At 55.6% G+C, this 21,996-nt stretch carries 28 protein-coding genes and 2 pseudogenes; 10 read left to right on the top strand and 20 right to left on the bottom strand.

Annotation, left to right across the window (positions count from 1 at the left end; all coding sequences use genetic code 11):
- Positions 1–12: 12 nt before the first annotated feature.
- From BN2154_RS08785 to BN2154_RS08700, 20 genes and pseudogenes are all read right to left on the bottom strand, one after another.
- Entirely contained in the window at positions 13–2,217 is a 2,205-nt protein-coding gene (locus BN2154_RS08785; protein WP_050618452.1) for a C40 family peptidase, read from the bottom strand.
- Positions 2,217–3,047, bottom strand: a complete 831-nt coding sequence (locus BN2154_RS08780) for a DNA-methyltransferase (protein WP_242853726.1) — start codon at positions 3,045–3,047, stop codon at positions 2,217–2,219. Before BN2154_RS08780 ends, BN2154_RS08785 begins: the two co-directional genes overlap by 1 nt.
- A 152-nt stretch (positions 3,048–3,199) precedes the next feature.
- Positions 3,200–3,793 carry a hypothetical protein gene (locus BN2154_RS08775; RefSeq protein WP_050618450.1) on the bottom strand — a complete coding sequence of 198 codons (594 nt, stop codon included), beginning with the start codon at positions 3,791–3,793 and terminating at the stop codon, positions 3,200–3,202.
- Between the two features lie 15 nt (positions 3,794–3,808).
- The gene (locus BN2154_RS08770) at positions 3,809–6,208 is read right to left on the bottom strand and encodes a VirB4-like conjugal transfer ATPase, CD1110 family (RefSeq protein ID WP_050618449.1); all 2,400 of its coding nucleotides are present in this window, start codon (positions 6,206–6,208) and stop codon (positions 3,809–3,811) included.
- Between the two features lies 1 nt (position 6,209).
- Complete coding sequence (locus BN2154_RS08765) at positions 6,210–6,590, bottom strand: PrgI family protein (RefSeq protein ID WP_005934790.1); 381 nt, start codon at positions 6,588–6,590, stop codon at positions 6,210–6,212.
- Positions 6,559–7,047, bottom strand: a complete 489-nt coding sequence (locus BN2154_RS08760) for an XF1762 family protein (RefSeq protein ID WP_050618448.1) — start codon at positions 7,045–7,047, stop codon at positions 6,559–6,561. The genes BN2154_RS08765 and BN2154_RS08760 overlap by 32 nt, the downstream gene beginning before the upstream one ends.
- Positions 7,035–7,628: an MT-A70 family methyltransferase gene (locus BN2154_RS08755; RefSeq protein WP_094762434.1), complete on the bottom strand. Its 594-nt coding sequence runs from the start codon at positions 7,626–7,628 to the stop codon at positions 7,035–7,037. Before BN2154_RS08755 ends, BN2154_RS08760 begins: the two co-directional genes overlap by 13 nt.
- Positions 7,618–8,487 (bottom strand): VirB6/TrbL-like conjugal transfer protein, CD1112 family, encoded by an 870-nt coding sequence (locus BN2154_RS08750; protein ID WP_050618446.1) that lies wholly within the window; start codon positions 8,485–8,487, stop codon positions 7,618–7,620. The genes BN2154_RS08755 and BN2154_RS08750 overlap by 11 nt, the downstream gene beginning before the upstream one ends.
- A 39-nt stretch (positions 8,488–8,526) precedes the next feature.
- A complete protein-coding gene (locus tag BN2154_RS08745; RefSeq protein WP_005934794.1) occupies positions 8,527–8,742 on the bottom strand; it encodes a Maff2 family mobile element protein in 216 nt (71 codons plus the stop codon).
- A 94-nt stretch (positions 8,743–8,836) separates the two neighbouring features.
- Entirely contained in the window at positions 8,837–9,052 is a 216-nt protein-coding gene (locus BN2154_RS08740) for a Maff2 family mobile element protein (RefSeq protein WP_005934794.1), read from the bottom strand.
- 134 nt (positions 9,053–9,186) lie between these two features.
- A complete protein-coding gene (locus BN2154_RS08735) occupies positions 9,187–10,956 on the bottom strand; it encodes a VirD4-like conjugal transfer protein, CD1115 family (RefSeq protein ID WP_050618445.1) in 1,770 nt (589 codons plus the stop codon).
- Positions 10,953–11,444: a PcfB family protein gene (locus tag BN2154_RS08730; RefSeq protein WP_005934796.1), complete on the bottom strand. Its 492-nt coding sequence runs from the start codon at positions 11,442–11,444 to the stop codon at positions 10,953–10,955. The genes BN2154_RS08735 and BN2154_RS08730 overlap by 4 nt, the downstream gene beginning before the upstream one ends.
- A 130-nt stretch (positions 11,445–11,574) precedes the next feature.
- On the bottom strand, positions 11,575–12,480 hold the full coding sequence (locus BN2154_RS08725) for a DUF6017 domain-containing protein (protein ID WP_050618444.1): 906 nt from the start codon (positions 12,478–12,480) through the stop codon (positions 11,575–11,577).
- A complete protein-coding gene (locus BN2154_RS08720; protein WP_050618443.1) occupies positions 12,477–13,238 on the bottom strand; it encodes a phage antirepressor KilAC domain-containing protein in 762 nt (253 codons plus the stop codon). Before BN2154_RS08720 ends, BN2154_RS08725 begins: the two co-directional genes overlap by 4 nt.
- Positions 13,231–13,479, bottom strand: coding sequence for a hypothetical protein (locus BN2154_RS15265; RefSeq protein WP_040650084.1), 249 nt, complete (start codon positions 13,477–13,479; stop codon positions 13,231–13,233). The genes BN2154_RS08720 and BN2154_RS15265 overlap by 8 nt, the downstream gene beginning before the upstream one ends.
- A 126-nt stretch (positions 13,480–13,605) precedes the next feature.
- The gene (locus tag BN2154_RS08715; RefSeq protein ID WP_050618442.1) at positions 13,606–13,914 is read right to left on the bottom strand and encodes a DUF6050 family protein; all 309 of its coding nucleotides are present in this window, start codon (positions 13,912–13,914) and stop codon (positions 13,606–13,608) included.
- A gap of 93 nt (positions 13,915–14,007) precedes the next feature.
- Positions 14,008–14,331, bottom strand: a complete 324-nt coding sequence (locus BN2154_RS08710) for a recombinase family protein (protein ID WP_050618441.1) — start codon at positions 14,329–14,331, stop codon at positions 14,008–14,010.
- Positions 14,332–14,423: 92 nt separating this feature from the next.
- Entirely contained in the window at positions 14,424–14,570 is a 147-nt protein-coding gene (locus BN2154_RS16040) for a hypothetical protein (protein ID WP_006573143.1), read from the bottom strand.
- Between the two features lie 144 nt (positions 14,571–14,714).
- Positions 14,715–15,092, bottom strand: a pseudogene (locus BN2154_RS08705) (VirB4-like conjugal transfer ATPase, CD1110 family); the annotation flags it as partial.
- Between the two features lie 248 nt (positions 15,093–15,340).
- Positions 15,341–15,723: pseudogene (locus BN2154_RS08700) on the bottom strand (transposase); the annotation flags it as partial.
- A gap of 264 nt (positions 15,724–15,987) precedes the next feature.
- Here BN2154_RS08700 and BN2154_RS08695 point away from each other — a divergent pair.
- The 10 genes from BN2154_RS08695 (at position 15,988) to nusB (ending at position 21,996) form a co-directional block, all read left to right on the top strand.
- The gene (locus BN2154_RS08695; protein ID WP_050618439.1) at positions 15,988–16,935 is read left to right on the top strand and encodes a stage III sporulation protein AB; all 948 of its coding nucleotides are present in this window, start codon (positions 15,988–15,990) and stop codon (positions 16,933–16,935) included.
- Complete coding sequence (locus BN2154_RS08690; RefSeq protein WP_050618438.1) at positions 16,929–17,444, top strand: stage III sporulation protein AB; 516 nt, start codon at positions 16,929–16,931, stop codon at positions 17,442–17,444. Before BN2154_RS08695 ends, BN2154_RS08690 begins: the two co-directional genes overlap by 7 nt.
- Positions 17,445–17,496: 52 nt before the next feature.
- Complete coding sequence (gene spoIIIAC, locus BN2154_RS08685; protein WP_033116648.1) at positions 17,497–17,691, top strand: stage III sporulation protein AC; 195 nt, start codon at positions 17,497–17,499, stop codon at positions 17,689–17,691.
- A 15-nt stretch (positions 17,692–17,706) separates the two neighbouring features.
- Positions 17,707–18,084, top strand: a complete 378-nt coding sequence (locus BN2154_RS08680) for a stage III sporulation AC/AD family protein (protein ID WP_238074461.1) — start codon at positions 17,707–17,709, stop codon at positions 18,082–18,084.
- Between the two features lie 15 nt (positions 18,085–18,099).
- A complete protein-coding gene (locus BN2154_RS08675; protein WP_050618436.1) occupies positions 18,100–19,215 on the top strand; it encodes a stage III sporulation protein AE in 1,116 nt (371 codons plus the stop codon).
- Entirely contained in the window at positions 19,212–19,709 is a 498-nt protein-coding gene (locus BN2154_RS08670) for a hypothetical protein (protein ID WP_050618435.1), read from the top strand. Before BN2154_RS08675 ends, BN2154_RS08670 begins: the two co-directional genes overlap by 4 nt.
- Complete coding sequence (locus BN2154_RS08665; RefSeq protein ID WP_050618434.1) at positions 19,706–20,242, top strand: hypothetical protein; 537 nt, start codon at positions 19,706–19,708, stop codon at positions 20,240–20,242. The genes BN2154_RS08670 and BN2154_RS08665 overlap by 4 nt, the downstream gene beginning before the upstream one ends.
- A 13-nt stretch (positions 20,243–20,255) precedes the next feature.
- On the top strand, positions 20,256–20,858 hold the full coding sequence (locus BN2154_RS08660; RefSeq protein ID WP_050618433.1) for a SpoIIIAH-like family protein: 603 nt from the start codon (positions 20,256–20,258) through the stop codon (positions 20,856–20,858).
- A 65-nt stretch (positions 20,859–20,923) separates the two neighbouring features.
- Entirely contained in the window at positions 20,924–21,310 is a 387-nt protein-coding gene (locus BN2154_RS08655) for an Asp23/Gls24 family envelope stress response protein (RefSeq protein WP_050618432.1), read from the top strand.
- Positions 21,311–21,504: 194 nt separating this feature from the next.
- Positions 21,505–21,996: a transcription antitermination factor NusB gene (gene nusB / locus BN2154_RS08650; protein WP_050618431.1), complete on the top strand. Its 492-nt coding sequence runs from the start codon at positions 21,505–21,507 to the stop codon at positions 21,994–21,996.

Below are 21,996 nucleotides of genomic sequence, written 5' to 3'. Positions count from 1 at the left end.
AACTCCTTTCTTTTAATAGGCGGGTCTTCCGAAGGCGTAGAAATGCTGCTGCCAGTAGGAAGAATTGATGGATGTGTACTGAATGGGGTCGCCGCAGTGGATCATGACCCCATCACCGACGTAAATGCCGACGTGGGACACACCGGGGGTGTCATACGTCCCGACGAAAAAGATGAGATCACCGGGCTGTGCATTCGCCTTTGAAACCGGCGTACAGACGTTGTAAAGCCCTTGTGCGCCAAGCCGTCCGGTATTTACAAGACCGCTGTTCGTGAGAACATAGCTGACAAAGCCGGAGCAGTCAAAGGACGTGTCGGGATTGGAGCCGCCCCACACATACGGATAGCCGAGATACTTTTCCGCCTCGGTAATCAGCGTTGCAAACTTCTCGTCGTTCAGGTATTCCGGGTTGACATCGTAGTCGGCGGGAGGATTTGTGATGTACTTGTCCACATAGGGGGAGTTACCGAACAGATCCTCGCGGTTGCCCAGCACCGACATATACGTTGCGTACATGGAGAGCTGTTCCTGCCCCATGATGTAGACCGGGACATGGGAGAGATTGAAGTTTTCGAGCTTCACATTGCAGATGTAGTAGTCATACGGGACGCGGTAGGTTTCCGTGTGCGTGTTGCCGTCTGCATCCGTCCATGTGTCGGTTTCCGTGCGGTATCTGGTTTCGACGATAACCTCTTCGGTGAGGATGTACTGCTTTTCAAACAGCATTTGGAGCGCACCCTGCACCTCATCCAGCGTGAACTCGCCCTCATGGAGAGCCGAGAGAATGGAGATCAGCACATAGGGGTCATGCTCAATGTCATCCAGATCGAAGTGGTATTCATCGTAGTCGTGGGTGCTTTCGTAGGTGTCGAGATAGCGTTGCAGCTCTTGCTCCATCCGGCAATACTGCGCCTCCGCGCCGAGCATCGCGTCATCCTCGCTGAGATAAGAGGAAGCGATAACCGACGAGCCGGTAGAGGTGAGCATCGAACACGAGCTGATTCCGGCACCGAGCAAAACGAGAAGGGCAATTCCGACGCCGATCCAGATGAAGACCTTCTTGTTCTTCTCAAAGAACTCCTTGATCTTGTCGGACGCCTTTTCACCGAGCTTCTTGCTGGTGCTTTTTGTTGCAGTCCCGGCAGTCTGAGAACCGGCATTTCGAGCAGCGGCATATTCCTTCTTGATGTTCTGCTTCTGGTAGTACTTGTTCATGTTCTGCTTCTTCATCTCAGGATGCTCCTGCTGATTTCTCTCATATTGGAGCTTCGCATCCGCAGCATCCGCCTTGTATTCCAGCTTGGAGACCTTCTCGTAGGGCTTGTTGACGCTGCTTTCCCGATGATGACTGAAATGCCGAGCGGCAGTCTCAGCGGCGATCTCCGTTTTATGCGCCGCCTCAACCGCCGTGTTTTCCTGTTCGACCTCATGGATTTTGCCGTGAATGCCGGAGGCGAGGGTGTCACCGACCTTGCGGACGGTTTTGTCTGCCTCGAATTGCAGCTTGCCCTTGCCCTTCGGCTTTTTCAGCTCATCTTCAAAATGAAGGCGGGTTTTGCCCTTGCCGGTTTCCTCATCAAAGACACGCTCTTTCTTGAGAACCTTGTGCGTGGGCAGCTTCTCACGGGCGGCATCCAGCCGATCATGCGCCTTCTCGGATTTTCTTTCGAGCTTCTGCATCCGCTTCGTGGGCGGAACGGCATCGTCCGAGACCGGCTTCGCGGAGGCGGTTTCCGCCGCTTGAGTGAGAATGGCATCTGCATCCACTGCTTCAACCGCAGAGGTCTTGCGCAGCTTGTGCGTAACAACCGTTTCGGCAATCACCGTGCCGGTATGAGAAGAAACGCCGTGCTGCTCTAAAGTTGGAGGCTTGAACGGCGTTTCCGAGGGCAGCGGTTCAGGTACATTCTGGGGTGGATTTTCTGCCCTTTTCTCTTCTGTGACGGACGTTTCCGAGGGCGGCTGTGTGTCGTTATCTTCGGCGTGTTCCGCCTGAAACTGACGCTGCTGACGGCGCATTTGCATCTTTTTCTGTTCCTCTGGGGAAAGAGCCTCGGAAGGCTCGGCTGTCTCAGCGGGCTTCACCAGCTCTGCTTCTTCCAGCCGCTTTGACACACGCTGCTCGGTGCCAGCCGTCAGGTTTTCCTCAACCGCGCCTTCCCGCGTCATCCGCACGACTACCTTGTCGCGGGCTTTAAGCTCCGGTTCCTTGGACATCAGATTTCACCTCCAATCCGCTTGTAGGCAAGCTCGGTGTATTCAGGGTTCAGCTCTATGCCCACGAAATGACGCCCCATCTGTGAGGCAACCATGCCGGTTGTGCCGCTTCCCATAAAGGGGTCAAGCACAATGCCGCCTTCTGGACAACCGGCGAGAAGACAGGTCTCAACCAGCTTCGGAGGGTAGGCGGCGTAGTGACCGCCCTTGAAGGGAACGGTGTTGATCTTCCAGACATCGCGTTTGTTGCGAAGCGGATTGATGTCACAATCCTTGATCTCGCCATGCTCACGAGGGCGGTTGATGGACTGCGGCTGAGGCTGACCGGGAACGGGCTTGCCGTATTTGTTGCCGCCTTTCATGCCGCGCTTGAGGCGTTCCGCCGTTGCAGGGGCAATCGGTTCGGAAATCGCCTTGTAGTCGAAGAAATACTTCTTGGACTTTGAGAACAGGAAAATATGCTCATAGCAGCGGGCGCAGCGGTCTTTGACGCTCTCCGGCATGGGGTTGTCCTTCATCCAGATGATGTCGTTGCGCAGATACCAGCCGGTATCGCGGAGGGCAAAAGCAAGCATCCACGGAATGCCGATCATGTCTTTCGGCTTGCAGCCCTCAACCTTGTTGTTGAGAGCCACAGCCTGACCGTTTCTGCCGTAGGGGTTCTTCGGGTCAATGAAATCGCCCTGATTGCCTTTACCGGCGTAGGTGTCTGAGATATTCAGCCAGAGCGTTCCATCCGGACGCAAAACGCGCCTGACTTCGGTAAACACTTCCGTCAGGCGCGAGATATATTCCTTCGGCGTTGTCTCTCTGCCGATCTGAGCCTCCATGCCGTAATCGCGGAGCGCGTAATACGGAGGGGACGTCACACAGCAATGAACGCTGTCATCGGGCAGGGCTTTCAGGATTTCAAGGCAATCGCCGGTATGAATGATGTCAAGCTCTATAAAAACCAGCTCCTTTCTTCGGATTTGAGAGCATATCAGTCGGAGTAATACTCGTCCGGCTCGTAGTCCTCATCTTCCATGAAGTCCTCGTCGAGATCGTCAATCTCGTCTGCCCAACGGTCGAAGATTTCCTCGGCTTCCTTCGCCGCCTCACGATAGAGGCTCAGCCGGTTCTTCTCAAAGGCGGCAAAAGCAGGGACGAACTTGCCGAACTCGCGGATTGCCTTCGCATCCTGCGTGCGCATATCTGCGACGCACTGAATGATTTCGGACATCGTGAGCAGATCGTCGATCATCAGCTCATACTTGTCCTTGGGGATAGATACGGCTTCATCATCCGCCGCGTCAGCGAACGGGGTATTCTCGTCGTTGTTGCTGCACTCAGAAACATCAACATTGAAGTAAAAGCCGATCATATCCACAGATACCTTGATCATAATCTGACGCGCTTCCTTGACCTTTTCGTCGATGTCCTCCCTCACATGGAGGTAGGCGCGGTGATGCTTCTTGAGGTCGCTTTCCAGTCGGATCAGATCGGTCAGCTCCCACAGAGCCTTAAACAGCGCGGAGGTGTTCTCTCCGTATTCGATAGCGTCCGCGTAGGGAATGGTAATCATCTTGTTGTTCATATTCAAAAATCCTCCTTAGTTCTGTACGGTTTCTTCGGGTTTGGTGGTCATGATGCGGTAGAGCTGGGTGTCCTTCGGGAAATCGTCCTTGAAGGGAACGATGGTCGAGCCGTAGAAGATCAGCCCCTCACCGGCGTTGGAGTTGGTGATGTAGTTCTGCTGGCTGGGCGAGATGTTCAGCGCCTTCGAGAGAATCTGCCGGTCGCCGGATGCCTGATTCAGAAGGTAGACAAAATCCGAGTTTTCAAAGATGTTCTCTACCTCGCGGGACGCAAGCAGATCCTTGACGTTCTGCGTGATTCCGGTCGGAATGCCGCCCCATTTTCTGAAACGCTTCCAGATTTCCACGCTGTACGCGGCGGTCTGTTCCTCTTTCAGCAAAAGGTGGAACTCGTCCATGTAGTAGCGCGTTGCCTTGTGCTGGGCGCGGTTGATGGTAACTCTGTTCCACACCTGATCCTGCACAATCAGCATACCGAGCTTCTTGAGCTGCTTGCCGAGTTCGCGGATGTCATAGCAGACGAAGCGGTTGTTGACATCTACATTCGTTCTGTGATTGAAGACATTCAGAGAGCCGTGAACATAGATTTCAAGGGCAGTTGCGATGCGCTGTGCCTCCGGTTCCTTCTGATTTCTCAGAATGTTGTAGAGATCTTCGAGGATCGGCATTTTCTCCGGCTTGGGGTCTGCAAGGAACTCCTGATAGACCATGCGGACACTGCGGTCAATGATGGTCTTCTCAACCGGCTGCAAGCCGTCCTTGCCGCCGATAATCAGCTCACACATGGAGAGAATGAAGTCGGATTTCAGCGTCAGCGGGTTTTCCTCTTCGGAGTAGTTCGTGTTGATGTCCAACGGATTGATGTAATCCGTGCTGACCGGCGAGATACGGATAACCTGACCGCCGAGCTTCTGCACGAGGGGAAAATACTCTGCTTCGGGGTCGCAGACGATGATGTCATCCTCCGTGATGAGGAAGGCGTTCGTCATTTCACGCTTTGCGGAGAAGGACTTACCGGAACCGGGCGTACCCAAGATCAGTCCGTTGGGGTTTTTGAGCTGCTTGCGGTCAACCATGATCATGTTGTTGGACAGCGCGTTCAGCCCGTAGTAGAGAGCTTCACCGCCCTGAAAAAGCTCCTGCGTGGTGAACGGCACGAAAACCGCTGTGCTGGAAGTGGTCAGTCCTCGTTCAATTTCCACCTGATTGACGCCGATAGGCAGAGAGGACATCAGCCCCTCTTCCTGCTGGAAGTCAAGACGCTTGAGCGCACAGTTATACTTTTGGGCAATGGCGGCGGTCTGGAATACCGCGTTTTCGAGCTTCTGGCGATTGGTTGCCGTATTCATGATGAGGATAGTCACAAGAAACAGTCTCTCATTGCGGGTCTGGAGATCCTGCAACAGACGCTTTGCCTCACCGCCGAAGGTAGCGAGATCGGACGGAATGATGTCCATATCGTAGCCGGAGCGGACTGCCTTTTTCTGCTCTTCAATCTTCATCTTGTCGAGGTCGGTGATCTTCGACTTGATGCTCTTGATCGCCTTCGCCTGGTCAATCGTCCGGATATGAAAATTGACCGTGATGTTGCTGTCCATCTCAAGGAAGTCGGCAAGCATACGGTCATTGAGTTCCGGCGCGAGGATTTGCAGGAAGCTCACCGCGCCGATGGTTTTGCCCATCTTGAAGCACTTGCCTTCACGGAAGTCAAAGGAAGTGGGAGCGATGAAGTCCTTGCTGGAAAGTCCTGTCCGGGCAACCATATCGAAGGAAAAGCGGAACGGCTCATTGCTGTCCATATTGAACACATCATGAAGCACTTTCAGCCGTTCGTAGCCGGACAGCGGCTCGGTTCTCACGCCGAGAGTTTTGAAGTTGTTGAGGATGTCGGTTTCAATGCGTTCGAGCTTCGGCTTTGCCGTGCGGAGGGAGTCCGCCTCAATGCCGAAGGTGATGTACTTCTTCTTGATCAGCCCGTTGTTGCCCTTGGTGAGCTGGTTTTGCAGCATACCGGAATACTCGGAGCGGATGTCGTTGAAGGCGTCCTCCTGTGCCGGAATGTTGATGCGCTTGCGGAACTCATTGAGGCTTGCCTTCTGATTGATGAAGGAGAGCTGGACGAAAATCGAGCTGTCAAAGTAGTTCAGAAAGTCGCACCAGTTCTCAAAGATGGCAGTTTTGTCCTCGTTCTGCGCAAGCTGGTAGTTGATGTCCTCAAAGGCGATTGACTTCGTGTAGAGGCGGCTGTTCACCTTGCAGATACCGTCGCGGCACATCTCCACATAGGGAATGGTCTGCTGGGCGGACTTGCGGACTTTCTTTGCCTTCCTGTCCTTTTTCTTCTGCATGACGATCCGCTTCTTTTCCTGAGCGGAAAGGGCATCGCCGTAAACGACGCCGTTCTTGACGGTCATCTTAGGCTTTGCCTTTGCTGTGCTGTTGTTCAAGCTGCAATTCCTCCTGTTCTTTGATTTTCTGCTGAATTTCAGCGTAGAGATTGTTAGTGCGATAGGGACGCACCTTGTCCCGGATGAACATGGACTGTACGATGTGGTACAGATACTTTTCGGCGGGCTGACCGTCCTTCTCGTAAAGCGCGAAGAAGATGAACGGGAGCATGATCACCACCATCAGCATTGCCGCCGTAGACAAGTCGAGATGCGCCTTCGCCAGAAAGAAGATCGGGACGCCGACCGCCGCAGCGATGGAAAAACAAATGAGCTGCCGCTTGGTCAGGTTGAACATGACCTTCGTTTTGACGCGGTTAAGATCCTTCGGGACCGGAACAAATGCCATTGACTGTTTCCTCCTTTCTAAGCTGCTTTTCATAGCGCAGCTTCATTTGTGCGGGATATTGATCCTCCTTCGGCTGACGCTTGCCTGTCCAGCGAAGCCCACCCGCTTTGCCTTGACAGATCCAGCCGGAAGCCCGAAGGCTTGCCCCGTTTTCGCTTTCCAGCGTGTAGGTGATGATGCGCTTATAGCCCATAGCCGCAGCAGCTCTTGCCGCCGCGCCGTAGAGAAGGCTGCAAGCGTTCTTCGCCCCGTTGGTGCATAGCCTTGTAACCTCCAATGTGAAGCCGTCATCCAGATACCGGCTGACGGGACGCCCGGCGATGATTACACCGACCAGCTCACCGTCTGCTTCACAGCCGATGGAAAACTTGTGACCGGCAACCGGCTTATGATGCCGGTGATACTTCCGGACATACTCGTTGGCGTCTCGAAGAGAGATAGGTTTTAGCCGCAGCATGGTGTTTCCTCCATTGGAAGATGTGCCGTGCATTCGACCTCGTTGCCCCAAACGTCCCAGCCTTCGGGAGACTGACGGGCAAAAAGCTCTACGCGGGGAAGGTCTCCCATGAGCCGAACAATGCGTTCCCGCGCCTCATCCGGCTTTTTGGAATGCTCTTCGATGTGGCTGAGGATGACCTGACGCACACCGGCGTCAACTCGCTTCGGATGTCCCTTCGTGGCAAGGATGCAGATTTCCGCGTTTGCCCTTGTCCAATACCCCATGCCGGTGAAGAGGTCATCGTTCTTGCGGTTTTGCTTCACCCATACAAAAGCCACGGTCTTATAAGAAAAGCCCCATGCCGTCAGCACTTCGAGTGCTTCACAGAGGCATGGGAACGTGATCCAGAGGAACAGAGCGCAGTCCTTCGCAGCCAGTTCGCCAACCGGAAGTGCCTTGATGTCTTCAATGCACATCGTCGGATAATGGCTTTCTGCCGACCGCCCCTGTCCCTTCTTGGAGTAAGTCCGATACGCCCAAGGGGGATCGGCGTAGATGATGCTGTACTTCTTCATGCTGCCGACCTCCTTAGTGCGCATGGAAAATGGATTTTGCGAGGCTTCCGGTCTTGAACAGCGAGAAGCACAGAATGACCGTGTACGCTGCCACAGAGAACAGAGCCGAATGAATGTTGTCTGCGATGATCATGCCGTTGATCAGCACCGCATAGATGCCGACGCAGACCATGATGAGAAAGCCCTGAAATGCCAGAGCAAACAGACCTTTCAGATAGTTCGTGCCGATGCTGCCCCATTCGCGGTTGCTCATGGTTGCAATGGGAATAGGCGCAACGCTCACGGTGCAGTAAATCTCAATCATGCGCCCGTAGAGAATGACCGTAATGAGGATCGCCATGATTTTGAGGCACAGGCTGATCAGGAGCGTTTCTATCGACAGTCCGAGCAGTTCTCCGACACCCATGTTCTCCATACCGGTACGCATCTGCGCAATCGTCGCTTCAATGTCAATGCTCGTGTTGCCGTGGATGACTCCTGCTGCACCGGAAACTACGTTCTGCCCGATGTCGAATACTGCCATCACGATGTCAAACGTGTGCGTCACAAGATAGATCGCCACAGCCGCCTTGAAAAACCACTTGAAGAACATCCATGTGTCCATGTCGTGAAGGTTGTTTTTCTCGGTGATCATGGAGATCAGTTCATAGCACAAAACGAAGGTGATGATGATACCAGCGATGGGGACTATCACGTTTTCGGATAGTCCCCGGATCATCTGGTACACGCCGCCGTTCCAGCCGGACGGGGTTTGTCCGACCTCGGCGGCAATCGTTCCTACCTTCTCATTGACATCGGTGAACATATTGGTCAGGTTGCTCTCGATCCATCCGATCAGCATATCCTTGAGAGCCTGTTCGATCTTTTCTAAAATGCTGCCCAATATTTCACCACCCTTCGGTTAAGCTGGGCTTGCCGTGGATTAGCCGAACAAACCGGAGAGCAGAGGGATGAGGGTCGTGCCGATCAGCACCACACCGCCGCCAGCCATGAGCTGCTTGATGCCCTGAGACTTAGCGCCGGGGTTGTCGTTGCCGTAGCCTTCCATGAGGTTGACAACGCCCCACACCGCAAGACCTGCGCCGAGGGCGATAACAAGCGTCTGGAGAACCGTAACTGCCTGATTGATAAATGCCATACTTGAATTTCCTCCTTAAATCGTTGGTGAATTGTGAAGGGCGAGTGCCTTTTCCAGCACCCGCCCCGATGGTTACTTCTGCGCGGCTGCCGGATTAACCGAACAGACCGGAGAGCAGAGGGATGAGGGTCGTGCCGATCAGCACCACACCACCGCCAGCCATGAGCTGCTTGATGCCCTGAGACTTGGCACCGGGGTTGTCGTTGCCGTAGCCTTCCATGAGATTGACAACACCCCACACTGCGAGACCTGCGCCGAGGGCGATAACAAGCGTCTGAAGAACCGTGACAGCCTGATTGATAAAAGCCATAGATTTTCCTCCTTGAATCGATGAAAGTTGAGTGTGTATTTTTGAAAATGGGCATAAAAAAAGAAGCCCCGTCGCTGTTCTGCTTTGGGATAAGCCATCAGGCTTTACCCACTGCGCAGTGCAGCGACGGGGCTTTAATCTGCATCGACCTCGCCCATATCATAGAGGTCGAATGTGTCATCGGGCTTGACCACCAGCTTGTGCTGCCGGTATTTCTCGATGTCAAAGGCGTTCCGCTTGTCATAGTCGGAGAGCTGCCGGTACTTTGGATGCTTCGTAATGTCGTATTTGTTACTGAGAAAAGGTCTCACGCCTCGAAGCTGCAAAATACACTTGGCTCCGTCCATGACGGCGATCTCATCCTGAGACATCAGTTCCTTGCCGGTTTTCTGATAATTCAAGCCATAAGAGTTGTTGTTGGAACGGGTTTCTGAGGTGTTGTAAAGGTCGATAGTCTCCTTGCCCAGCACCTCGCTGATTTCCTTTAGGGTAGATTTCTCCTTGCCGCCGAGGAAAAGAGTGCAGTCGCAGTTGCCCGTGATGGTGTCTGCCGCATCCTTGTAGATGGTCTTGAGCTGAGACTGGGACTGCAAGATGATTGACGCCGAGATTTCCCGGCTTCGGATGGTGGCGATGAGCTTATCAAACTTCGGAATTTGACCGATGTTCGCAAACTCGTCCAGCAGACAGCGCACATGGACGGGAAGCCGTCCGTTGTAAACGTCATCTGCTTTGTCGCAGAGAAGGTTGAAGAGCTGGGAATACATGATCGCCACGACGAAATTGAAGGTGTCATCGGTATCGGAAATGATGACGAACAGTGCCGTCTTCCGGTCTCCAATGGTGTCCAGCTCCATCTCATCGTAGCTCATCAGCTCCCGCAGCTCTGCGATGTCGAAGGGCGCAAGCCTTGCACCGCAGGAAATCAAAATCGACTTCGCGGTTTTGCCCGCCGCCAACTTGTATTTGCGGTATTGCTTGACCGCAAAGTGGTCAGGGTCGCGGGCTTCCAGCTCGTCGAACATGACATCCACTGGGTTCTTGAAGGTCTCATCGTCCTCTCTGGCTTCCGAGGCATTGATCATTTCGAGCAGGGTAGTAAAGTTTTTCTCGTGGTCGGGTGCCTCGTACCAGATGTAACCGATGAGGGCTGTATAGTACAGCTTCTCCGCCTTCACCCAAAAATCTTCGCCGGACTTATCGCCATCTCCCTTCGTGTTGACGATGATCGTATTGACCAGCTTGAGGATGTCCTTCTCGCTGCGGATGTAGCTGAACGGGTTGTAGTGCATGGATTTCCGGAAATTGATGGTGTTCAGCGACTTGATGACATAGCCGCCCTTTTCAAGCATTTTGCCGCACTCCACCAGCACCGTACCCTTTGGGTCGGTGACAACGTAGCTGCTGTGCATCTGCATCAGATTTGGCTTCACGAAAAAGCGCGTCTTGCCTGAGCCAGAACCGCCGATGACAAGGATATTTTTGTTGCGGGCGTATTTCGGCTGCTTCGGGCGGCTGTTCATGGTCAGGAACTCCGTTTGCGTCAAGATGACGTTGTTCGAGAACTCCGGATCCGTGTACGGCTTGATGTCCTCCGGCTTGCCCCATCGGGCAGAGCCGTACTCTTCGCCCTGCCGGAACTTCTTGCGGTTCTTACCCTTGACATAGACCGCCAGCTTGAGCAGCGCACCGGCAATCACACCGATGAGCAGATCAACGGGATGAAAGCTGGGCAGCGGATTTGCGAAGGCAGTGCCGAACACGGCAAAGCCGTTTGTCAGCTTGTCGATGAACTCCGTGCCGGGAGCGAGACGAAACACGGCGGCGATCTTATCCGCAAAGTAGAAGGCGAAGACATACGGAAGGTTCAGAAGAATGAGCTTCTTCACATCGGGTTTGCTCACAGCTCCACACCCCGATCCTTGGTCTTGACCTTGACTTTCTCCTTGTGCTGCGCCTTGCTCTGGGCTTTCTCCTGATCCAGCTTGTGCCGGATGGACGGCTGTTCCTTCTGCTTGACAGTCTTGGCAGAGAACTCCTTGAAGGCGGCGGTCATGACATCAACGTCCCGTCCCTTGAAGAAGACAAGATAGCTGGGCGGTTCTACGGAAACGTCCTTCTTGAGCGCAAAGTCCAGACCGTATTTGCTGGCAGTCCGCTCAAAGGATTTGATATTGCCATCCGTCACTTCGATGTTGGAGATGGCGGCGTTCTGGCTCATCAGATGCTTGATTGACTGTTTGCCGCGATAGGTTTTGGGCTGCTGCATCTGCTTCTGCGCTTTCTCGATCTCCTGCACGAACTTGTCCAGTGCCTTTTTCAGCACCTCGGCTGAGATTTTGCCGCCCTTGATCATGATTGCAACAACTTTGGTGTTGACTTCATCCTGCATTGCGGCGTTTACCTCCTTTCATTGGAATGATTATGGGGACTGCTGCCGAAGCTAAGGCGGCACAATCCGGCGATAGATGCTTTTCATTTACACTGTCCTCCTTTCCGAGCATTGCTCACGATGGTATTCATTAAAGAGTGTCTTCACAAAGGCTATAATCGTAGGTCTTCGGCTTCTTTGACCCTGCCGATCTGTCCTGCCCGTAGAAATCATGATTGACGAGGGCGGAGTAGTAATTGTCTATCGTCAGAGAGGCGTTATACAGAGCGGTCAACAGGTACGCCCGGATATTACGGATGTCTGACGGGTTCTTGTTCATTGCTTCCAGAACGTACTCAATGTGGCTGCTATTCAGCTTGAGAAAGCGGGATTTGACTACTTGCTGCGGCATATCCTCGCCATTGATGCGGATGGTCGGCGCAGTGGAACAGACGGCATCCAGCATGATGTCCATGATCTCCCGGAAGCGGTCTTTATCGAACTTCGGATCCTGACAGAGAATGTCGTAGTCAAGATTCTCTTTGATAATCTCTTCATACTCGCTTCGCTCATCCATCCTGTCCATCCCATCAAGATTGATGGATTGATAGTTCTTTGAGAGAGTATTTCTTTCTTGGGTAATTACTTGATCAGTATTTATTTGTGCGGACCTATCCCCGCGTGGATTATCCACATCTGGCTTCTCCACACATGGATTTTCCGTGTGTGGTATTTCCCGTTCTGGCGCGGACTCCTGCGGCTCTTCGTATATCTCAAAGATTGTGCTGCTCATCCTGCCTTTACCGTCTCTCTGCCGGTGCCGGACAAGGTAGCCGTGCTTTTCAAGCTCACGGAGCGCGGAGAGAATGGCATCCGGACCTTCCTTGCAGATTGCAGAAAGTCCCTTGGTTGAGAACTTCCAGCCATCATTGAACGAGAGCATCTTTGAGAGAAGACCGACCGCCTTGAGTGACAGGCTCTTGTCTCGGAGGTGGAAGTTCGCCATGACGGTATAGCCACGATTTTTATTTACGCGATAGACTGCCACGAAAATCACCTTGCCATCTTGGAAAGCAGTTCTTCGCCGCACTTTTTCTGGAACTTCATTCGGATGACCTCCTTGCCCTTCGGCGTGAAGTAGGTCTGAGAACCGGTGTAGCAGAACGTCACAAAATCGCGGACGATGAACAGTCCGGCATTGCTGTCCTTGTTGTAGGGAAGAAGCTGCCCGGAAGGAGAGCGGAACAGGTACTTTTCTTTGAGAAGGAACTGGACGAACTTGCGCTCCGGGATTTTCAGTTCCTTCGCCGTCGTTCGGATATTGGTGCAGTCATCCGGATTGATGAAGGCGTCGTAGTAATCGGCTTTGGGCTTTGCCGTGATCAGCTCACACTCAAGAGCCTTTACGCGATTCTTTTCCAAAATCAACGCCTGAGCAAACTCCACAATGACCGCAGGTTCCTTCTGAATGCGTTCCAGAAGGGAGTCCGTCATGTAGCCGCCGGTCTTGCGAATGGTAGGAATGACCTCATCAAATACCCACAGTTCAAACTTTTCAGCCGCAGGAAGTTTGCTGCGAATAATTAGCCGATAAACGTCTCCTTCCGGGATGAAGTTGATACTCTGAACTTTCCCGCTGATAGGGGTAGAACATTTCGTTATAGCCCTGCAATGGTCGTTGACCGCCTTGTTCGGGTTGGTGTAACCGAGTGCCTTTGCAACATCTGCCGCACAGAACAGAACTTTTTCTCCTTCGAGGATCGTTCTTACCTCACCAAACTGTTCATTCTTGAAGATTTCGATTTTGTTATCCATGACTGGCTTCCTTTCCGGCATCAGATGTGCCACTTTGATTTTTGAGGGTTGAAACGGGATTGCAGCAGTAGGGACACTCCGCAAACACGCAGGACTGATATTTCCAGAAGGGACGATGAAAGCGGCAGCTTCGGCACTCAGGGAGAATGCCATCCACACCGCTGTCATAATGCTCAAAGCCGGGTGTGGTCTGCATCAGCAATTCCAGTGCTTGCAGATCACCGGCTGTCATGCGTTTCATGCTTAAAAACTCCTTTCCTTCGCCGCATCGCCAGCAAATATTCCGGCTTTTGGGCAACAAAAAAAGAGGGTTTGCTTCTTACTCCAAATTGGAGAAGAAACAAACCCTCTTCGTTTACGATGTAGTTCAGATGATTTCTCGGATGGTATGAATGACACCGAGCAGCAGCCCGATGAAGAAGGCAAGTCCTCCGATAAGACCGCCTATGATTAAGTTCAATGCGAAGATGCCGACTGAGCCGGAGATACCGTAGCCGCTGGGAACGAGCCAGAGGCACATCTTCCGGATGCCGAATGGCAAGCCGACGCAGATCCACATAAGGAAGTAGTCACATACGCCGTCAGGCATATAGATCGGCTTGAGAAATGACGCGAGGCAGAACGCAAGCGCGATTGGAAGCAGAACCTCCTTCAAGAAGACTTTGATAGCACCCACTATATCCTCCTTCTGCCGGAAGTGTGCAGCAGCACCCTCCGGCTTGCTTGATTATTGTGAAAGTCCTTTGTTTTCGGTCAAAAAAAGAAGGGACTAAGCCAGAATGCCTTGATTTTCAAGGTCTTTCTGATTTAGTCCTATTATCGCACAATAATCTTTCACAAACACTGCCGAGATGTACCCGGCCTCGATTGCGGCGATCATTTTCTGAAATCCAGGGCGTTTCATGGTGGTGCCTGTGATACCGTCGTCCACGAAAAAGATGGTGTCCGTATAGCCTTTGTCCTTGGCGGCCTTTTGGAGAATCTTCTTTTGGTTCTGGATGCTGTTAGACTCGCTGTCCATATTATCATCACGGCTCAGTCGGCAGTAGAGAGCGGCTGTGCCGGTAGAGATTTTCTTGTTTGACTGTTTCAAAATATCCTCCTTCCTGCAATCAAGCAAGAGGTTCTTATCTATGTATATTATACCTCTGCCGACTGCCCGTGTTAAGGATGTCGATGGAACAGTTAGGCTGGCTCCAGATCGGCCAGCATCAGCTTCAACAGGATGTCACGCATGGACTCGCCTTTGTCCTTGTAGACGGGCGTGACAATGAATTGGATTTTGCCGACTTGATAGGTGTATTCCTCCTTGACGGGTACGGGATCTTCCATGTAGGCCTCCTTCCAGAGCAATAAGAATGATTTGGGCCATGAACTGACGCCATCCGGCGTCTTTTTTCTTGCGCACAATTTCTCTCCCGCGGTTAAGTTGCTATTTTGTCAACGGACCCTTTTTGTCCCGAAGTGGCCCCGGCCTTATTCGTCTTTTCGTTCATGGGCCATATCCTCCGGGCGGGTGGTCAGCAGGTTATAGATCTCTCCCTTGGGGAACCGATCCACAAACGGGATGGTCACATTTCCATAGAACAGCAGCCCCTCGCCGGAATTGGAGTGGGTGATGTAGGAGAGCTGGTGCTCGGAAATGCCCAGCTGCTTGGCGAGGATCGCCCGGTCACTTTGGGCCTGCGACAACAGGATCAGAAAATCCGTGTTGTCCAGAATGTTGGAGATGGCCGGGCTTGCCAGCAGGTCTTTCACATTCTGCGTGAGGGCGCTGGGGACGCAGCCATTTTTGCGGAGCATCTTCCACACGGCCACAAAGTAGCTGGCGGTGAGTTCGTCCAGCAGCAGGATTTCTTTAATTACAACCGCATTAACATGGCTTTAAGTAGTAACACCAAGTTTGATGAACATTTGCGAAGCTTATTTGGTGAAGCACGCACAGCCAAGCTTAAGCATGAGTTGGAAAATAGACCACCAGAACAAAGAGAGCCCATAGTCCTAAATGCGCTAATCGATGCTTTGCGGGAGAATAGAAGTAACTATGTGCTTCCTTTCAAGTTTTACGGTGCTGAAAAGCTACGCACAAGTCATTTTATTATTTTTTCCATGAGCCGCCGGACCACCTGGGCGAACAGTTTCTGCTGAATCCCGTTCTCCTCAAGAATATGGCGGAAGCGTCCCAGCGTGTCTCCGTCCGGCACCTGGTTGCTGGAATCAACGCCACAAAATGCGGAAAACGCGCGGCTGTCTATGACCTCTGCTACGGTTCCCATGTCCGACAGGTCATACAGATTTTGAAGCATATAGATCCGCAGCATCCGTTCCAAATCGTAGGGCTTATTCCCGCGCTCCCCTTGTAATCGCACGGCTTGATTTTCGACACCCATTCTCCCCACGGAACAATGCGATCTATCTGCGATAGAAATTCTTTTTTCTTCGTCCGTACATTCGCCAGAGCGTCGCTGAATGCTGACAGGGTCATCTGCTGATCCATGAAATCACTTTACCACATTTCCGCTCATATTGCCCCCCTTTGTTCTGTGCGGTGAGGGAAGACCTTTAACATAATTTGTTTCAGGGGGCAGCGCAGAGCTGCTCCTTTATTTTTCCCCCTGAGCACCTGGCTATGTCCACATCGCAATCCCTCCGACCTTTGCATCAGAAAACTTTTGAACGGTCCAGTCATAGACATGGACAACCATACATAGAATGGAGCATCAACACAGGACAAGGGGGAAAATAACCCATGGAGACGGCGATAAGGGTGCGGACGGAGGCAGCTCGGTTTGAGCAGGCGGCGGCCCTTCTTCCCTATGATTTGCGGCAGGCGGCATGTAAAATGCCGGAGAGGGACAAGGCCAGAGCGGAAGAATTCCGGCTGCGGGCCGGCAGGCCGCCCATGGTGGCGGGACCGGCGGGGGAGCGGGAGATTCCGCACTGCCCAGGCCCGGTCCGCCCGGAGGATCTGGGTTTGGTGCTGGAGGTGGCCAGCCGGGCCTCGGCGCACACGGTGCTGGACCGGGTGAAATGCGGATTCGTCACCGTCCGGGGCGGTCACCGGGTAGGCATCTGCGGCAGCGCGGTGGTTCGAGACGGGGAGATACATAATCTGCGGCAGATGTCCTCGCTGGCCATCCGGATTGCGCATGAGGTGCCCGGAGCGGCGGCGGGGGTGCTGCCCAAACTTCTGGAGGGCGGGAAACTGCACAGCACCTTGCTGCTCTCGCCGCCCGGAGGAGGCAAGACCACGCTGCTGCGGGACCTGGTCCGCTGCATTTCTGACGGGGTGGGGATGGAGGCCCTGCGCGTAGGGCTGGCCGATGAGCGGGGTGAGGTGGCCGCCATGTACGAGGGGGTCCCCCAGGTAGACGTGGGTGAGCGCACCGATGTGATGGACGGCTGCCCCAAGGGGGCTGCGCTGGCCATGCTGCTGCGGGGGATGAATCCTCAGGTGTTGGCGGCCGATGAGATTACCGCGGCAGAGGACATCGAGGCTCTGGAACAGGCGGCGGGCTGCGGTGTGGCGCTGTTGTGCACCGCTCATGGTGGGTCCCTGCGGGACCTGTGGACCCGGCCGCTCTACCGGCGGCTGATGGACGCCGGACTGTTCCGGCGGGTCGTCCTGATTCGTGCGGGTGAGGCCGGGCGGCACTATGAGGTGACAGAGCCGGAAAGGGGGAAGTGGCTGTGCTGAAACTGGCCGGCGCTTTGATCCTGATGGCGGGAGCTTCCAGCATCGGGTTTGGAGCCGCAGCCCAGCTCCGGGCACGGGTGACCAGTCTGCGCGCGCTGATCGGCGGGCTGGAACTGATGGAGCGGGAGCTCTCTTTTCGGCTGACCCCTATGCCGGACTTGCTGGCCGTCGTAGCAAAACGGGCACAGGCCCCGGCCTGCTATTTCTTCGCCCGGTGCCGGGACAGCCTGGACCGGCTGGGGGAGAAGAGCCTGGGCGAGCTGTGGCGGGAGGCCCTGGACGCTGAGCCCGACCTGCTGTTCTCGGGAGAGGAAACTCTGGTCCTGGCGGGGCTGGGGGAGGTGCTGGGCCGTTATGACGGAGATGGACAGAGGGAGGCGCTGGAGTCTGCCCTAGCCGAGCTGGCCCGCTGCCTGGAACGGGCGGAGGAAGATCGGAACCGGCTGGGCCGGATGTACGGTGTGCTGGGCATGGGGGCCGGTGCGCTGACGGTCATTCTCCTGCTGTAAACCGATTTCGAACAGACCGCCGGGGAGCGGCTGCGGGGGAAGTGGAGAAAGCATGAATGTAGATCTGATTTTCAAAATAGCGGCCATCGGCATCTTGGTTTCCGTGCTCAATCAGGTGCTGACCCGCTCGGGGCGGGACGAGCAGGCCACCATGACCACCCTGGCGGGGTTGGTGGTGGTGCTAATGATGGTGGTTCAGGAGATCAGCGATCTGTTCAACCTGGTAAAAAACCTGTTTGGGCTGTGATGTGCCATGCCGGATATGGTAAAGATCGCGGCTGTGGCCGTGGCCGCCGCTCTGTGCGCGGTGGTAGTGAAGAAAAATGCCTCCGAATTGGGGCTGGTCCTGGCCCTGGCGGCCGGGACGGTCATCCTGGGGCTTTCCTTGGGTGCGTTGGAAGGCGTCCGGGAGCTGATGGACACCCTGGGCGATACTGCCGGGCTGTCACCGGCCATTCTGGCCCCCGTGCTCAAGACGGTGGGCATCGCCATTCTGACCCGAATTGCGGCGGAACTGTGCCGGGATGCCAAGGAGAACGGTATCGCCGCCTTTGTGGAGACGGCCGGGGCGGCCTCCGCCCTGTTTGTGGCCCTGCCTCTGCTGCGCACAGTGCTCAGTATGGTGACAGGACTGCTGTAGGCAAGGTGTGAATGTATGAGATATGCAAGCAAGGCCATGATCCCACTGCTGGTTTTGGCGCTGGCAGTGCTGCTGGCCCGCCCGGCCCAGGCGGCGGAGAGCGATGTGCTGGTCCGGCAAGGCGAGGCCCTGGAGCTGGACAAGCTGACCGAGGCGGCGGGAGAGTACGCCCCCGGCGACGCGGGGGCGCAGGTGGATCTGAACGAGGGCCTTCAGTCCATTCTGGATACTGGGAGCGGCGCCCTGTGGGGCGTGGTGCGCAAGGCGGTGCGCAGCGGCATCCTGCTGCTGACGGTGGTGCTGCTCTGTGCCCTGGGGGATGGGGCCTACTCCGGAACGGGCTTCGGGACAAGCCTGGAAATCGTGCCCATTGTGGGGGCGCTGGCCATCACAGCCGTGGCGGTGACTGACGTCAGCTCCCTCATCGGCATGGGGCGGCAGGCGCTGGATAGCATGGACTCCTTCTCCAAGGTGCTGCTGCCCACCCTGGCGGCAGCGACGGCGGCGGGAGGGTCACCGGCGGGGGCGGTCGCCCGGCAGGTAGCCACGGTCTTTTTTGCCGATGTCCTCCTGACGCTGATCGACCGGCTGCTGCTCCCGCTGGTGTACGCCTATATCGCCGCCTGCGTGGCCCATGCGGCCGTGGGAAACGAGGGGCTCAAACGAGTGGCCGGACTGCTCAAATGGGGGGTGACCTCGGCCCTCACCACCATCATGCTGGCCTTTGTGGGTTATCTTACAGTCAGCGGGGTGATTGCCGGCTCCGCCGATGCGGTGGCGATAAAGGCGGCTAAGTTCGCCGTCTCCGGCATGGTGCCGGTGGTGGGCGGCATCCTGTCCGATGCGGCGGAGACGGTGCTGGCCGGCGCCGAGCTTTTGAAAAACAGCGTGGGGGTGTTTGGGATGCTGGCAGTGCTGTCCATGTGCGTGATCCCATTTTTGCAGCTTGGGGTCCACTATCTGGCCTATAAGCTGACGGCGGCCTTGTCCGCCACGGTGGCGGAGGGCCGGGTGGCCGGGCTCATCGACAACATCGGCGGGGCCTTCGGTCTGGTGCTGGGCATGACGGGAGCCTGCGCCCTGCTGCTGCTGGTCTCCATGATCTCGGCCATCTCGGTGGTGACGGCATGATGGAGCTGTTGAGACGGTGGCTGGTGGGGGTCACCTGTGCCGCCATGATCATCGCGCTGGCGGACAGCCTTACCCCATCCGGCACGGTGCGGAAGGTGGGAAAGCTGGTAGGAGGGCTGGTTTTGCTGCTGGCTGTACTGCAGCCCGTCCTCACCTTTGACTACAGCGCCATGGCCATCGCGGCGACCGATTATCAGGCCGCTTTTGGCGCCTATGACTTGGAGCTGGAAGAAACTAACCTGGACCTGATGAAAACCATCATAGCCGAGCGTACCGGCGCATATATTCTGGACAAGGCGGAGGCTTTCGGGGCTCATTTGGAGCGGGTGACAGTGACCTGCCGGGTCGGAACGGGCGATATGCCCTATCCTGCGGCGGTGGTCATCACCGGCACATTGGACGAGGCCCAACGCCGGACCCTGACACGGCAGATCGAGGCGGATCTGGCCATCCCAGCCGACCGCCAAACATACGAAAGCGGTGACTTGGAATGAAGAAAAGTGCGGAAGGTGTAGTCCGGAGCGGGCAAAAGCTCCTGGTCCTTCTGGAAAAGTATAAATTCGTTCTGCTGGTGATCCTGACGGGCATCGTCCTGCTCACCCTGCCGGATCTGGGCGGGAGCGCGACGGCACGGGAACAGGCGGCTGCGATGGAGTCTGACGGCCTGGCCTTCGATCTGGAGGGGCTGGAGCGCAAGCTGGCCGATACCCTCTCCCGGGTCGAGGGAGCGGGAAAGGTCTCCGTGGCGCTGACAGTAAAGACCAGCACCCGCCAGGTGCTGGCTCAAGACGCCTCCACCTCGCAAAAAGAGGGGGAGACCGAGGAAAGCCGCAGTACAGTGGTGGTCTCTCGGGGTTCGGGACGGGAAGAGACGGTGCCGCTCCAGCAGATCTACCCCCAGTTTCAGGGGGCTCTGGTGGTGTGCGAGGGGGCGGACGACCCCGGTATCCGGCTGGCGATGGTGGAAGCGGTCTCCGCTCTGACAGGGCTGGGTTCCGATAAAATCAGTATCTGCAAGGGAAAATAAGGAGGAACAGACAATGAAGCTATGGAAACGGAACGCGGTAGTGGCGGTGATCGTCCTGTTCGTATGCGCGGCGGTCTACCTCAACTGGTCTTACAGCCAGGAGGGGAACGGGGCCTCTGCGGGGACGGGAAAGGTGTTGGGCGAGGCCGCCCTGGTAGGTGGCTCCGGCGCGGACACCGACGCACTGTTCGGGAATAAAGGAGGGGCATCTCCCACCCCGAGCGCCTCAGATGGCACGGAGACCCAGGCGCCTCAGACGAGCAGCGGCTACTTTGCCAGCGCCCGCCTCAACCGCCAGCAGGCCCGGGACAGCGCCTTGTCCCTGCTGCAGCAGGCCGCCGGCGAAGAGAAGGCGGATCAGGCGTCCGTGGACCAGGCCAACCAGGCCATCCAGACCATGGCCGCCAACACCCTGGCCGAGGCCCAGATCGAGAATCTGGTCACCGCCAAGGGCTATGGCGACTGCGTGGCCTTCCTCAGCGATAACGGCATCAGCGTGGTCGTTTCGGCCAGCGAGAACGGCCTGACCGACACCGACACCGCCCGGATCAGCGAAATCGTCATGGGAGAGACCGGACTGAAGGCCAGCCAGATCAAGATCATCCAGGCCAGCTAAAAAGTCATTGTAATTCGCTCGTTTTGTGGTATAATGCTACTACTACAACAAGGAGCGTGATTCTCATGGGCGAGGGCAAGGAGTATGTTTCCCGGTCGGATGAACTGGGCAATATCCATATATCGGAAGAGGTCCTGGCGGTGATTGCCGCCGCCGCCGCGCTGGAAGTAGAGGGCGTCGGGGGACTGGCCGCCAACCTGGGCACCGATTTGGCCGAGCTGCTGGGCAAAAAGACGCTCAGCCGGGGCATCCGCCTGGAGGTGGCCGAAGAGAACGTTACCGTGGATGTCAATATCCTGGTCAAATACGGGCACACCATTCCAGAGGTGGGCCGGGCTGTGCAGGAGGCCGTGATGAGCAGCATCGAGGCGACCAGCGGTCTGACGGTCGAGGCTGTGAACGTCAATGTGGGCGGGGTCATTTTTGACAAAGAGACCCGCAAGCCCCAGTAATTTCCTGACCGCACGAAAAAAGCATTGGGCGAGTGGTCGCCCAATGCTTTTTTGTGGTAATTTGGTGTTTATTTTTGAGGGGAAAATGTATATAATCTATGCTGTGTGAATAGCGGCATCCGTCCGGAGAGGCGGAGCGCGCCGCCGTTGAAAGAGGATTGGATATAAAAGAACGTTTTGTGGGAGGAACCGCCATGACCAGAAGCATTGCCCGGGAGATCGCCGTCCATCTGTCCTTCGAGCTGGGCTTTTCCAACCTGAGCGCTGAGGAGCTGCTGGACCGCTCCCTGACCAGGGAGCACTTCGAGACGCTTCGGGAGGAGGAGCCTCTCTATGCAGAATTCCCCAACGAAAAACAGCGCCAGTACATATCTGCGCTGGTGAAGGGAGTCTGCAGTCACGGGCCCGAGCTGGACAGCTATATTTCCAAATATGCCATCGGCTGGGCCTTTTCCCGGATTTCCCGCATGGCGGCAGCCGTGATGCGGGTGGCCATGTATGAGATTTTATACATGCCGGATATCCCCGCCGCCGCCGCCATTAACGATGCGGTGGAGATTGCCAAGCACTATGAGGCGCCGGAGACGGTCTCCTTTATCAATGGCATTTTGGGCGCCTTCATGCGGGGCGAGCTGCCTCCGGAGCGGGCCAACCAGCCCGCCGCCCCTGCTGCGGACGGGGAATAG

Origin of the sequence: Intestinimonas massiliensis (ex Afouda et al. 2020) (genome assembly GCF_001244995.1) — a bacterium.
Taxonomy (GTDB): Bacteria; Bacillota; Clostridia; order Oscillospirales; family Oscillospiraceae; genus Intestinimonas; species Intestinimonas massiliensis.
The sequence above is the reverse complement of the archived record's forward strand: the minus strand, read 5'-3'. Positions and strand labels throughout refer to the sequence as shown.